The organism is Megasphaera hexanoica (assembly GCF_043520715.1).
In the GTDB taxonomy this organism is placed as follows: domain Bacteria; phylum Bacillota; class Negativicutes; order Veillonellales; family Megasphaeraceae; genus Megasphaera; species Megasphaera hexanoica.
In genome coordinates, this window is the sequence record NZ_CP171361.1 from 1,302,970 (window position 1) to 1,317,039 (window position 14,070).

Below are 14,070 nucleotides of genomic sequence, written 5' to 3' on the forward strand. Positions count from 1 at the left end.
TTGCCTGGTAAGCCGTACGGTAAAAACACCATCGCAGGTGCATAGAGCATCCAGTGATGGTGTTTTCTGTTTTCCTGCATAGCCAGGTGATTTTCGTTTACCCTGTTTTGATGGTTTATTAATTAAAAAGTAATTAAGTATATAAATGTATACTATATGACTTTAAAGTACATACTTGTTAAAATATACTAAAGCAGATATAATGCAATCATCACAAGGGCCCCAGTGATAGTGATGTATATGGATAAATAATTATGACCTATATACAGATTACCGTTTTATGATTGGCTTGTCTGATGCCATATAAACAGGTAGAAATAAAATGGATGAATTAATACACGAGGAGAAAGATATGTTACACGAAATCAAATGGCCACACGAATATTTACCAGGATATACAGATAATTTTGCTTCAAATGAGGTCATCGTCCGCAATGCATCGGCGAAAGAAGTGTTTGATACATTGATTGATGCCGGTCTTTGGGAATCGTATTACAAAAATTCTGCTGATGTCGAATTCGACAATACTCCGGGAACTATTTTAAGAGAAAATACACGTTTTCGCTTCAAGACATTTGGTTTTCCTATTGAAGCCCAGATTATTGAATTTGAAGAGCCATCTGATGGCCGTCCGGGCCGTCTGGCATGGCATGGCTGGGCTGAAGGGGATGCTGACCACCGGCTCGATGTCGTTCACGCCTGGCTAATCGAAGATTTGCCGGAAAACCGGGTCCGCATCCTGACGCAGGAATCACAGGTAGGAAAACCGGCCCGGGAATTACAGGAAGCGAATCCGGATCCCATGAATATAGGTCATCAGGATTGGTTAAAAGGGCTGGTTGCTACCGTACAAGCGCAAAAACAATAAATTATAACTGCTTCGCTTCATACAGGCGGCAAAAAAGACTGGTGCAGGAGTATCCGTTTCCCGTGTACCAGTCTTTTGGCTATATAGTCTATTGGTTATTTCTTTTGCATGTTTCCGGTCTGTCTTCAGCTGTTATTTTTTCAGCATAGACAAGAGTTCTTGGGCGAGGGCGATGTCGCTGGCCGGATTCTGGCCGGTGACGACTTCGCGGTCGCGTACGATATTGCTCTGATAGAGCGGGCCTTCATGCATATGGGCACCAGCGATTTGCAGTGCCGGTTCGACATGAAAAGGCATTTCGATACCACTGTGGACTTCCCCGGGCCATTCTTCTGCATCGGAGAATACCGTCATGTGGTAGCCTTGATAAATCCAGCCGGCAGCAGCCTTCCGGGCTGATGGGAAGTCACCGCTGACTAAGGCCTTGCGGTAAACCGCCGCGTCGGGCAGTGCAGCAAGAGCGGCAACCGTACCGTGGCAGATGAAGGCCGTCGGCTTGTCTTTTGTGTGGAAATCCCGCAGGATTATGCCGAGCTGTGGGTCTTGCATGAGATCCGCCATGGGGGCATGGCCGCCAGGGATGAAAAGGGCATCGTATTCGTTTAACTGTCTGACGGCATCTTTCAGAGAAATGACGGGAAGATTATGGACGAACTGGACTGCCTTTGCCCGGGTTTTATCGTCATTCTGGAAAAATTTTTTGTCATTTGAGCCGGCATCCATGAGGGGCTTTTTTCCGCTTGGTGTAGCCAGGACGATACGATAGTTATGGTCTGCCAGATACTCTGATGGGACGGCCAGTTCATTGAGATAGAAACCGATGTCTCTTAGTGATCCATCTTTCATTTCCATCTGGGGCTGACTCGAAGCGACGACGAGGATAGTCCCTTTGGCAGAAACCGGCTTAATCGTATCTTCTGATGACTGGGCCGATGCTGTGCTGCCCATTGCAAACATACAAAGCGTGGCAAATATCATTTTTTTTATTTTCATGAATCAGATTCCTCCTTTGTTTTTTTCTATTCTTTAGTATAAAATAAATAGTGTAAATACGTAAGTATGCACTTTTAAGTGATGAGGTTTCTAAAAGAAACTATCGGAGGATTTTATGAGTACGAATAAACAAAAAGTATTTCATTGTCCCGTTGAAGCGACGCTGAGTCTGATTGGCGGAAAATACAAATGCATCATTTTATACCATTTGGCGGAAAGGACGCTCCGCTTTTCTGAACTGCGCCACCTCATTCCGCAGGCAACGGCTAAAATGCTGACCCAGCAGTTGCGTGAACTGCAATCAGCCGGTATTATTCATCGAAAAGTCTATCCTATCGTTCCGCCTAAGACGGAATACAGCCTGACGTCGTATGGAGAAACCCTGTCACCGATTGTGAAGGCTATGTGTGCCTGGGGTGAAGAACATCTGGCTGACCGGATACTGCCGGCAGATAAAGGATGAAAATATTGTTTATAATATCTATACATAAGGAGTGAATGATGATGAACCAACGTGTAGTCGTACTGAATGGTGCCAAGATGAATTATGATGGGAAACTGGATTTCTCCGTCCTTTCACCCGATACGGTCGTTTATGATGACAGTCAGGCGGACGAAATTGTGGAACGGATTGACGGGGCGGCGGCCGTCATCACGAAGGAAATGCCCGTTCCGTCTGATATTATACAACGGTTTCCCGACAGCGTGAAACTCATCGTGGAAGCAGGGACGGGCTATAACAATATTGATATAGAGGCAGCAAGAGAAAAAGGGATTACCGTATGCAATATCCCGGCCTACAGCACACAGCGCGTGGCCCACACGGCCATTATGCTTCTCCTGAATCTGGCATCGTCCATGAGAGAGCAGATGGCTATGCTGGCAAAGGGAGACCGGCGCAACTTTACGGAACATCTCATGGTGCCCCATGGAGAAGTCAATGGAAAAATACTGGGCATTATTGGAGCCGGTCATATTGGCAGGGAAGTCATGAACATAGCCATCGTTCTCGGAATGGAAGTCGTCGTGTATACGCGTACGCCCCGGCCGGATGAAAATCACATTACCTATACGAATCTGGAAACGGTTCTCCGGACCTGCGACTATCTATCTATTCACTGCCCTCTGACGGACAAGACGCGTCATCTTATCGATAAGGACGCCATAGCACTGATGCAACCATCAGCCTGCATCATCAATACGGCCCGCGGTGCCATCATTGATGAACCGGCACTCATAGAAGCTCTGCAGGAGCATCGTCTGGCGGGGGCAGGACTGGATGTGCAGGAAACGGAGCCACCAGCAGCGGACAGCCCGCTTTATACGATGAACAATGTAATCCTCACACCTCATATGGGCTGGAAAGGCTTGGGAACGCGGCAGCGGCTGGTTCATATCATAGCCGATGACGTCCGTCATTTCTTCGATGGGAATCCTATCAATGTAGTTAGTCAATAAAATCGTTTCAGACAAGAACGTCGTTCCGGCGTTGAGGTCATAGAAAAATGCCTGCTTCTGACAAGACAGAAGCAGGCAGGGAGAACTGGATATGCAAGATCGTTGGAAAGTTTCGGTCCGGCTGGCATCGTTTCTGGCACTGGCGCTGGTATTGCAGAGCATCCGCCTGGTCGTACCGCTGCCGGGACCGGTAAATATGTTTTTTATTGGCAGTCTGCTCAATGCAGTCATGATTCTGTCTATCTGGCAGACTCGTTCGTACCGGGCCTGTATTATCGGTCTGATACTGCCTATGGGGGCATTTCTGCAGGGACAACTGCCACTGGTTTTCCTGATTCCTGTCATCGGTCTGGGCAATGCCTGCTTCATGGCCTGGGTATATCGCTTCCGCCGCAGCCGGGCTGCCCTTTTTGCCGGGCCGCTCGTGAAAGCGGGCATCCTCTATGGAGGTACAAACATCGTCCTAGCCATAGTGGCACTACCGGATGTAGTGGGGCAGACACTCAGCTTTATGATGAGCTGGCCTCAGATAGTAACGGGTTGTGTGGGAATCGTCCTGGCCGGTATCGTCTGGCGGCGGCTTTAGTATTTCATGGCTTCTTTTTTTGCCAGCTGGTCGCATCGTTCGTTCAAATCGACACCGGCGTGGCCTTTGACCCAGTGAAACGTTACGTGATGACTGCCATAGAGAGCGTCGAGAGCCATCCACAGTTCCCGGTTGAGTACGGGAGTCCCATCGGCCTTTTTCCAGCCCCGGCGCTTCCAGGCAGCCAGCCAGCGGGTGATGCCGTTCTTTAAATACTGGCTGTCCGTATAGAGAGCGACCCGTGAACCGGCCGGGGCCCACTGCAGGGCTTTGATTGCTGCTGTCAGTTCCATCCGGTTATTGGTCGTAGAAGGATGACCGCCAGATTGTTCGGAAACGGCCCCTGTGGCAATAGTACGGGCAACCATAGCCCAGCCGCCGGGACCGTCGGGATTTCTCAGGCAGGACCCGTCGGTATAAATGATGTAGTCCTGATCTGTATCTGCCGGCTGTTCCTGATGCAGCCGGGGGACCTTTTCCCCGTGGAACAGGCGATGACCGGAGGACTGTGCCGTATGAGAACCGGCGGAATCATCACCAGACAGCCAGCGCATCGCCTCTTCTGCACTGGTAAATCCTTTGAAACGGGCTCCGGCATAGCCGGTTACCTGTTTCTGGCATTCAGCCCAGGTGGTAAACAGTCCAGTCTGGCGGCCGTTTCGTACGGCATATATTTTTTTTGGCATAGAAACACCTCGTTTCAGAATTGTTATCGTACTGATTGTATCATGGAATGAACCGATTTAATAGAGAAAACCATAGAAAGGATGTTCGTACTATGAAATACAGGATGTCCCTCATGCGCTTTATTTTACTAATTTTTGGTTGTTTCTTTGTCCTGTCTGGAGTGCAGGCAGCGACCGTCATCAACAGCGATGGCTATTATAAAGATATCCGCCTTGCAGGAAAAGTACGGGTTGTCGATTCCTTTCCCGATATACGGGTACAGGTCGTTCAGAGCTTTCCTGATTTACGTGTTAAAGTTGTCGATTCCTTTCCCGATAGCATTGGTGAGTGGCAGTTTGTAAGTTATGGGGAAGATTTTACCATCCAGTTTGTCGATTCGTTCCCTGATATCCGTATCCGTTTTGTCCATAGTTTTCCCGGAGTAGAATAATGGAGGTATATTATGACAGAAGAAGAAAAAATATTTTCAGGTCATATCTTTAACAACCGTTGTAGTGAACTGGTAGAAATCAAGCGGCGCACCCACCGGCTGTGCCGGGAATATAATCGCCTCGATGAGGCTGACCCCGCAAGAACGGATATCATGCGTCAGGTCATGGGATCCATCGGCCGGATATTTTATTTTCAGGGACCGCTCCAGTTCAACTATGGCTGTCATACGTTTATCGGGGAAAATTTTTTTGCTAATTTCAATCTGGTCGTCATGGACGATGCCCGCGTATTCATTGGCGATAACGTATGTATCGGCCCCAATGTATCACTTCTGGCAACGAATCATCCCCTTCTTCCACAGGAACGGCTGGGCCTGAGTGAAGAAGGGCGGATGACTATGGCCGAATTTGCCGAGGATATCCATATCGGTAATAATGTCTGGATTGCTGCTAATGTAGCCGTCCTGGGCGGTGTTCATATCGGTGACAACGTGGTCGTCGGAGCCGGATCGGTCGTGACAAAGGATATTCCTGACAATTATCTGGCTTTTGGCGTTCCCTGCAAGCCCATCCGGCCCATTACAGTTGACGATTCCCAGGCCTGGCGCATCCTGCCGGAGGACCGGGAGTTTTTCCGGAACAATCTGAAATAGGCAGTACCTTTTGTGCCTGCCATCGAAATGGTATATAATAGATGCGTGTAACATAATGAAATAGTACAGGAGGAATTCGTATGGCATATATTTATCCCTTCCGCGGCCAGTGGCCGGATATTGATCCCGGCGCCTATCTGGCAGATAATGTAACGGTTGTCGGCAAGGTTACCATAAAAAAAGGAGCAAACCTGTGGCCTGGCGTCGTCGTCCGTGGTGATGATAACGAAATTATCATCGGTAAAGGCGTCAATATACAGGACAATACGGTGATTCATGTGGATCCCGGCGATCCGCTCGTCCTGGACGATTATTGCATGGTTGGCCACAGTGCCGTCATCCATTGCAAACATATCGGCAGTGGTACACTGATTGGCATGGGTGCCATTTTACTGGCTAATGCCGATATCGGAGCAGAATGCATCATTGGGGCAGGAACCATGATTACGCAGAATAAAGTTATCCAGCCCCGTTCCATGGTGTATGGGACGCCCTTTAAATTCGTCCGATCTCTGCGGCAGGAGGAAGTCGATGCCGTTCGTAAAGATATCTTGGAATACGAGGCGCTGGGGCAGGAATACAAGGCCATGCAGAAAACGATGCAGCAGAAAAAATAGGAGGGATTACTCATGTTTATGTATGAAATGCCGACCCGCCTGTATTTTGGCAAAGATTGTCTGAAGGGAGCAGGGAAGGATCTGAAGCAGCTGGGGAAAAAGGCACTGATCGTGACGGGACGCCATTCCGCGAAAATCAATGGGTCTCAGAAGGCAGTAACGGATGCGCTGGAATCAGAGGGTGTAGCCTGGGTATTGTTTGACCAGATAGAAAACAATCCTTCTATCGACACCGTCCGCAGGGCCGCTGACTTTGGCAAATCCCAGCATGCCGATTTCGTTATCGGTATCGGCGGCGGTTCCCCTATGGATGCGGCGAAAGTCATAGCCCTTCTGTGTACGAATGAACTGGATGATGCGGCGTTATTTACCGGTCCTTATGTCCGGCCGCTGCCTATCGTGACCGTTCCGACGACATCCGGAACGGGTAGTGAAGTGACGAAAGTAGGCGTACTGACCAATCACCATGCCGGGACGAAACAATCGGTCAATACACCCCTTATTTTCCCCGTACTGTCCTATGCGGATCCGTCCTTTACAGAAAGCGTCAGTACGACTGTGACTATGGATACGGCCGTTGATGCCCTATCCCATGCCATAGAAGGATATATGTCGCGGAAATCGACTCCCATGAGTGACGTATGGGCAGAAGAAGCGATGCGCTTCCTCGGTCCCCATCTGACTGATCTGGAAGGAAATATCCCTTATGTCGTCCGGGAAGACTTGATGTACGGCGCGACGACTGCCGGTATGGTCATCGCCCAGACGGGAACGACTCTGGTACACGGCATGGGTTATCAGCTGACTTATTATAAAGGATTGTCCCATGGCCGGGCGAATGGCCTGTTATTGCCGGGGTATATGCGGCTCATGACAGAAACGATGGAAGATAAGGTGGAAAAAATCTGGGACATCCTGGGATTTTCCGGCCTGCAGGACTTTGCGGACTGCCTGCACAGTCTCATGCCGGAACGGGTTTTCCTTACGGAAGAGGAAATAGAAGAGTATGTCCGGCTGACGCTGCCTACGGGAGCAGTTGCGTCCACACCTTATGAAGTGAATGGTGAAGTCATTGCCCGTCTGTACCGGGAACTGGCCTGAACCAGACGGGTACCGTGAGTGCCGTACCGGATGAAAACCGGCTTTGTGTGAAAAGGGATAGCTTTACACAGAGCCGGTTTTTATATACATGATAAGCCAGAACTAAGAAAATGCAATACAAGCATAATATTTTGAAATTATTGGCATAAAGGGATAGACAATTGCGAAAAAAAAGTATATCATACTGAGTATGTGATGGAAATAACATAAAAGGAATCGTTGCTCCTCCGTATTTCTGGCATGCAAGCAGAAAGGGAAGGACCCTGTGTCCGGTATACGGTGCCATCGTTAAATATTTTTGTAAATATTTAAATAAAGAGTCTACAAAACAGATATTATGTGATATAATGAACATAAAGCGTGAATCACCGAGTACCTATCATTGATTTCAGCAGCCACCGTCATAACGGGTAGCTGTATGATATAATTAATAGCCCCAAATGGCATAGCCTGTACTATACTATTTCCTGGCTATGACTTTAATCAAAGGAGAGATGTAAAATGGGTTATATTCTTAACAAAGACCAGATGGACATCGTTAATTTGGCAAAAGACTATGCAGTAAAGAAAGTTATGCCGCTCGTACCGGAACTGGACAACGCTCCGGAACTGACACCGGAAACAGAAGAAGGCAAAAAACTTCTCGACCTCTATCAGGGCGCTGTTGACCTTGGCCTGACGACTCTGGAAATTCCGGAAGAATACGGCGGCCTTGGCCAGGACTACTACACCGTAGCCGCTGCATACGAAGAATTGTCCAAAGTTGATGCTGGCTTTGCTACAGCAGTAGCCGCTTCTTCCCTCGGCCTGAAACCGATCCTCCAGCACGGCAATGACGAACAGAAAAAACTCTATGCCGATTTCCTCAACGGCGAAAAGACGTCTGAAAAAGCTCCGGTACCGGGCTTCTGCGCATTCTGCTTAACCGAACCGGATGCTGGTTCTGATGCTTCCAACAGCAAGACGACAGCTAAAAAAGTTGGTGACGAATATATTATCGACGGCACGAAATGCTTCATCACCAACGGCGGCGTTGCTTCCGTTTACACCGTATTCGCTGTAACGGATAAGACGAAGGGCGTAAAAGGCATCTCTGCTTTCATCGTTGAACGTGACCGCGAAGGCGTTTCCATTGGCGCTGAAGAAAACAAGATGGGCATCCGCCTCTCCAACACGACAGAAGTTATCTTCCAGGACGTTCATATCCCGGCTGATCACCTCGTAGGCGAAGAAGGCAAAGGCTTCATCTATGCTATGCAGACACTGGACCTCGCCCGTCCTATGATTGGTGCCCTGGCAGTTGGTATTGCTCAGCGCGGTATCGACGAAGCTGTTAAATATGCTCAGGTTCGTCAGACATTTGGCAAGCCGATCATCAAACACGAAGCTATCGCTTTCAAGCTGGCTGATATGGATATCCAGACAGAAGTTGGCCGTTCCTCCATCATCAACTTCCTCAACAAATACTATGACGAAAGAAAGAATGGCCGTTACAACTACTCCCGTGAAGCTGCTATCTGCAAATGCTTCTGCGGCGATATGTGCGTACAGGTAGCTCTCGATGCTATCCAGATCCTCGGCGGTTTCGGCTACAGCCGTGAATATCCGGTTGAAAAACTCGTTCGTGATGCTAAAATCATGCAGATCTATGAAGGCACCAACGAAGTACAGAGAATCGTTATCTCCGGCCAGATTACAAAGAAACACTAATTTCACAGGTCGTACAACGGTCACATGCTTTGGCATGTGGCCGTTTTTTTTCTGGGAGAACGTTGATGGCTCGAATAAAAGACATTGCTAAGGATAAAACAGAAGTGGTACAATAAAAGTCACGTATACAAGATAGTTGAGTATATTTCACTTCAGAATATAGAGTTAGTTTGTCCAGGTATCTCTGCAGGATAGCTGGCATACGAAGGAGAATATAAGGAGGAATTATGGCAGAGTTACTGGCTCCGGCAGGTTCACTGGATACGGTACGGGCGGCAATCGACGCCGGTGCCGATGCGATTTATCTGGGTGGGAAAGGGTTTAATGCCCGCAAATTTGCTCACAATCTGAGCGATGAGGAAATGGCTCAGGCCGTGCGGATAGCCCATCTGATGGGCGTTAAGATTTATGTCACCGTAAATATTCTCGTGGCAGACACGGAACTATCTGATTTGACGGCCTATCTGAAAAAGCTGGATGATTTGTCTGTCGATGGCATCATCGTGCAGGACCTGGCTGTGGCGGAGATTGCCCGGCGCGTCGTACCAAAGCTGCCGCTTCACGGGAGCACCCAGATGACCGTATCCGATCTGAATGGCGTGCGTTTCCTGGAACGGCTCGGTTTTACCCAGGTCGTACTGGCGCGGGAACTGCCTCTTTCGGAAATCCGCTATATCTGTGCCCATGCTCACGCTGCCATTGAAGTTTTCATTCACGGCGCATCGTGCATGGCTTATTCCGGACAGTGCCTGATGAGCAGTTTTATCGGCGGCCGCAGCGGGAATCGCGGCGCCTGTGCCCAGCCGTGCCGCCTGCCGTATCAGCTGTATGACGGCGATGATCTCCTGACCGGAGAAGCGTCTTATATACTGAGCCTGAAAGACCTGAACAGTTCTTCTAAGATATATGAACTCCTGTCTGCCGGCGTTTCCTCCCTCAAAATTGAAGGGCGCATGAAAGGATGCGGTTACGTGCGTACCGTTGTGGGAGCCTATCGCAGCCTTTTGGATAGCTGGCATCAGCCTGCGACAGAGCAGAAACACTGTCTTCGTGAAGCGGAAGAACAGCTGAAACAGAGTTTCAACCGCACCTATCAGGCCGATTTTCTGAAGGATCATCTGGGCCGGCACACCATCACGGCAGGTATACCGGGAAACCGCGTGCCCAATACGGGAGGCGGAGATCCGGGCCTGACCCGTCATATACCCGTCTACGGTCATGTAGATTGCACTGACCAGGGAAATTTGCGCCTGACCCTGTGGGACGAAGACGGCCATACGGCTGAAGCCGTCTCTTCTTTTCAGCCGGAACGGGCAACACGACGGCCGGCGACGCGTGACTGGGTCAAAGGGCAGCTGGAACGATTGGGTGACACCTGTTTTACTCTGGCAGATGCATCTGTCTGGAATGAATCGCACATGATTCCGGCCAGTATCCTGAATGAACTGCGCCGTCAGGCGGCAGACCGGCTAGAAGAGGATATCCTATCCGGTTATGATCGCCCCTCTGCGGGAAGGGCAGAAACGGATACGACTTTTGTAAGGGCGGCATCTATAGCGGATACGGCACCCTGTATTACCGTGCGTTGTGACTCACCCGCTCAGGCCGAGGCGGCACTCAGGGCAGGAGCCGGCCGTATCATATATGGAGGAGAAACGTACGATCATCATTTCGTGACGGCAGAGGAATGGAAACGGGTATCGGCCCTGACCGCATCGTATGGCCGTGAATTATGGGCCGCGACGCCGCGGGTCCTGTGGCCTCGTCAGGTGGCTGCCGTGCGGACGGAACTCCGCCTGGCAGTAGAAGCGGGTATATCTGGCATCTATGCTGGCAATATGGGGATATTTCCGTTACTGGAATCAGAAGGACTGTCCTTTCCCTGCAGTGCCGACTGGTCACTCAATATTTTTAACAACCAGAGCGCCCAGGCCTACATTCATGTCGGATGTAGTGAACTGACTCTGTCTCCGGAACTAACATTGAGGCAGATTGGACGGATTATCCGGCAGGTACCCGTTTCCATAGAAGTATTGGCAGAAGGCCGGCTGGAAATGATGATTACCGAATTTTGCCAGGCGGCGGCCTGTCTCAGCAAAGAAGGGAAAGGGCATTGCAATGGTGCCTGTAGCGGCCGCCATCTGTCACTGGAAGACCGCCATGGCATGCATTTTCCTGTCGTGACTGACCCGTTCTGCCGCAATCATATCCTCAATAACCGTGATCTGGACATGGCTCCGTACTATAAGGATCTCCGGGCAGCCCATATCAGCCGGCTGCGTATCGAAGGCCGGGGCCGCAGTGCAGACTGGGTATCGGTGCAGACAGCCCGATACGTACGATTATGGGAAGGCCGGGAAACAATGCTTCTGGGGAAAGAAGACCAGCATGTCACGCGGGGGCATTTCTTCCATGGCATTATATAAGAAATAAAGATAGCGATTAGTAAACGAAATAAAAGGAGTTTTACCCTATATGAATAAACGTAGTATGCGGATTTTGGGATTTTATCAGGTGCAGAACCAGCTCGTCAGGCTGGCTCCGTCACGTCTTTCCAAGGAAATAGCCCGCCGTCTGCGTCCTGAATCCGATGCAGATGTAGTGGAAGCGCGCCTGGCTGATACGGAAGAAGCCTGGCACTGCTTGCAGCGGGAAGCCTCTGTGCCCTTCGGAGGAATCACCGATATCCGTCCGGCATTGGAAAAGGCAAAGCGCGATGTGACACTCGACGGGCAGGACTGCATTGATATCTGGCACAATGCCCAGCGGTACGGAGAAATCAGGGTGTATTTTGCGGAAAAAGAAGGCGATTATCCACGTCTGTCCGGTCAGGCCTCCCACATCGGCGATTTTTCCCTCATCATTCACAAAATCGCCCAGGTATTCGACCAGAACCACCAGATCCGCGACAATGCGTCTGTCGAGCTTTTGCGCCTGAGAACGCGGATTTCTGAATTGGAACGGCAGACGAAACGGTACGTCCACAATGTACTCCAAAATAAAGAATATCAGAAGTATTTCCAGGATGCCCTGGTAACGGTCCGCAACAACCGCTACGTCATTCCTGTCAAGCAGGAATACCGTCATGCCTTCCCCGGCATTGTCCACGATACCTCCGCCAGCGGGGCTACATTGTATATTGAACCCATGGCCATCGTCAACGCCAATAACGACCTGCAGGCGGCCCGTATCGCAGAAACGAGGGAAATCGAAAAAATTTTCCGCCGCCTGACGGCCCTTATCGCCGGAGATTATGAAAATCTCTACGACAGTACCTATGCCGTAGGAAAGCTGGAATTTATCTTTGCCAAGGCACAGCTGGCTCTTTCTATGAAAGCGACGCGGCCGGTTATTTCCAAAAGGCGGATGGTAAAACTCATCCAGGCCCGTCATCCTCTAATTGATGCAGTCAAGGTCGTACCCAATACAATTGTCATAGGGGGAGAATACCGCATACTCCTTATTACGGGCTCCAATACGGGCGGCAAGACCGTTTCCATGAAGACTTTGGGCCTTCTGGCACTCATGCATCAGTCCGGATTGTTCCTGCCCGTCATGGAGGGGTCGGAATTGCCCATATTCCGCGACATTTTTTCCGATATTGGTGACGAACAGGATATTTCCCAGAATCTCAGTACCTTTTCCAGCCACATGAAGCAGCTCATTTATATCCTGAAACACTGTGGTCCCGACGATCTGATCCTGGCAGATGAACTGGAATCTGGCACGGATCCTGCCGAAGGCAGTGCTATTGCCATCGCCATCCTCAAGAATTTGTACACCAAGGGCTCTTATGTCATGGTGACGACCCACTATAATGATTTGAAAAACTTTGCCTATAATACGCCGGGCATCGAAAATGGCCATGTGGAATTCGATGTGAATACACTGAAACCGACGTACAAGCTGCGCATTGGTTCGGCAGGCAGTTCCCATGCCTTCAGCATCAGTGAACGGCTGGGCATGCCCAAAGAGATTCTCGACGAAGCGAAAGAACTGCGCAGCAGGGCTCAGGACGTCGATATGGAAGCCATCCTGACCAAACTAAATGCCCAGTCCAAACGCATGGATGAAGAAGAACAGGAACTAGAGGCGAAACTGGCCAGCGCGCGCCAGATAGAAGAGGCACTGCGCAGGGAAAAAGAAAAAGTCACTTCCAAGCGGCAGGATATTATCGATTCCAGCCGGCGTCAGGCCGTCGATATGAAACGCAATCTGCGGCTGGAGGCAGAAAAAATCATCCGGGAGTTAAAAGCCCAGTCGAAAGAATCGTTGAGTGAAAAGGAACGGATGAAGGCCATCGAACAGGCCCGCCGCGCCATCCAGCAGATTTCCCTGCCCGAAGCAGAAAAGCCGCACCGCGATCCCATCGACCCGGCCCAGCTCAAAACGGGTCAGCAGGTCTATATCAATTCTCTCGACGGGCTGGGAACAGTAGAAAAAATCCATGGCAAGAAGGTGACCGTATCGGTGCGCGGCATGACCGTCCGCGTCAAGATACAGGATATCAGTGCCCCTTATTTGTCAGAAATTAAGAAAGAAAAGCAGGAAGAGAAACGGGAACAGAGCCGTTCGTCCTTCCGGCCAATCCGGACCGGCCCTGTTGCGACAGAGCTCAACATTATCGGCAAGACCGGACCCGAAGCCATCCCCGAAATCGAACGGTTCCTCGATCAGGCACTGGCTGCCGGATTCAGTCCGGTCCGCATCATCCATGGCAAAGGCAGCGGTGCCCTGCGAAGAGCCGTCCACGCCTTCCTGGATGAACAGCCCTTTGTCAGACAGTACAAACTCGACGATGCCCAAAATGGCGGAGACGGTGTCACCTTAGTATATTTTTAGCATAGTAAAAAGACGCGGAATTACGTTGTAATGACTGTTTCCGCGTCTTTTTACTATTTACAAATATTTATACAGGCGATGAAATATAGTCATGGATTTTTGCGTTGTTATATGATAGAATAGG

At 49.9% G+C, this 14,070-nt stretch carries 13 protein-coding genes; 11 read left to right on the plus strand and 2 right to left on the minus strand.

Translation table 11 applies throughout. The features are described 5' to 3' along the window. Positions 1-352: 352 nt before the first annotated feature. Positions 353-868, plus strand: coding sequence for an SRPBCC domain-containing protein (locus ACGTIC_RS06355; protein WP_113856211.1), 516 nt, complete (start codon positions 353-355; stop codon positions 866-868). A gap of 132 nt (positions 869-1,000) precedes the next feature. Here the strand turns inward: ACGTIC_RS06355 and ACGTIC_RS06360 are convergent, their stop codons facing one another. Further along, entirely contained in the window at positions 1,001-1,861 is an 861-nt protein-coding gene (locus ACGTIC_RS06360; RefSeq protein ID WP_257536538.1) for a type 1 glutamine amidotransferase domain-containing protein, read from the minus strand. Between the two features lie 115 nt (positions 1,862-1,976). Here ACGTIC_RS06360 and ACGTIC_RS06365 point away from each other — a divergent pair, with 115 nt between their 5' ends. The 3 genes from ACGTIC_RS06365 (at position 1,977) to ACGTIC_RS06375 (ending at position 3,905) form a co-directional block, all read left to right on the plus strand. Continuing rightward, positions 1,977-2,324 (plus strand): helix-turn-helix domain-containing protein, encoded by a 348-nt coding sequence (locus tag ACGTIC_RS06365; protein ID WP_113856210.1) that lies wholly within the window; start codon positions 1,977-1,979, stop codon positions 2,322-2,324. Between the two features lie 41 nt (positions 2,325-2,365). Then, positions 2,366-3,319 (plus strand): 2-hydroxyacid dehydrogenase, encoded by a 954-nt coding sequence (locus ACGTIC_RS06370; RefSeq protein WP_113856209.1) that lies wholly within the window; start codon positions 2,366-2,368, stop codon positions 3,317-3,319. 91 nt (positions 3,320-3,410) lie between these two features. Then, positions 3,411-3,905, plus strand: coding sequence for a hypothetical protein (locus tag ACGTIC_RS06375; protein WP_113856208.1), 495 nt, complete (start codon positions 3,411-3,413; stop codon positions 3,903-3,905). Here the strand turns inward: ACGTIC_RS06375 and rnhA are convergent. Beyond that, positions 3,902-4,591 (minus strand): ribonuclease HI, encoded by a 690-nt coding sequence (gene rnhA / locus ACGTIC_RS06380; RefSeq protein ID WP_113856207.1) that lies wholly within the window; start codon positions 4,589-4,591, stop codon positions 3,902-3,904. The genes ACGTIC_RS06375 and rnhA overlap by 4 nt on opposite strands. Positions 4,592-4,683: 92 nt before the next feature. Between rnhA and ACGTIC_RS06385 the strand changes: the two genes are divergently transcribed. The 7 genes from ACGTIC_RS06385 (at position 4,684) to ACGTIC_RS06415 (ending at position 13,946) form a co-directional block, all read left to right on the plus strand. Next, on the plus strand, positions 4,684-5,022 hold the full coding sequence (locus ACGTIC_RS06385) for a hypothetical protein (RefSeq protein ID WP_113856206.1): 339 nt from the start codon (positions 4,684-4,686) through the stop codon (positions 5,020-5,022). A 12-nt stretch (positions 5,023-5,034) separates the two neighbouring features. Further along, entirely contained in the window at positions 5,035-5,676 is a 642-nt protein-coding gene (locus tag ACGTIC_RS06390) for a sugar O-acetyltransferase (RefSeq protein ID WP_113856205.1), read from the plus strand. Between the two features lie 80 nt (positions 5,677-5,756). After that, positions 5,757-6,293, plus strand: coding sequence for a gamma carbonic anhydrase family protein (locus ACGTIC_RS06395; protein WP_113856204.1), 537 nt, complete (start codon positions 5,757-5,759; stop codon positions 6,291-6,293). Between the two features lie 12 nt (positions 6,294-6,305). Next, complete coding sequence (locus ACGTIC_RS06400) at positions 6,306-7,394, plus strand: iron-containing alcohol dehydrogenase family protein (protein ID WP_113856203.1); 1,089 nt, start codon at positions 6,306-6,308, stop codon at positions 7,392-7,394. Positions 7,395-7,895: 501 nt separating this feature from the next. Then, complete coding sequence (locus tag ACGTIC_RS06405; protein WP_059077342.1) at positions 7,896-9,104, plus strand: acyl-CoA dehydrogenase family protein; 1,209 nt, start codon at positions 7,896-7,898, stop codon at positions 9,102-9,104. Positions 9,105-9,331: 227 nt separating this feature from the next. Beyond that, the gene (locus tag ACGTIC_RS06410) at positions 9,332-11,530 is read left to right on the plus strand and encodes a DUF3656 domain-containing protein (RefSeq protein ID WP_113856202.1); all 2,199 of its coding nucleotides are present in this window, start codon (positions 9,332-9,334) and stop codon (positions 11,528-11,530) included. Positions 11,531-11,579: 49 nt separating this feature from the next. Beyond that, positions 11,580-13,946, plus strand: a complete 2,367-nt coding sequence (locus ACGTIC_RS06415; RefSeq protein WP_113856201.1) for an endonuclease MutS2 — start codon at positions 11,580-11,582, stop codon at positions 13,944-13,946. Positions 13,947-14,070: the final 124 nt, after the last annotated feature.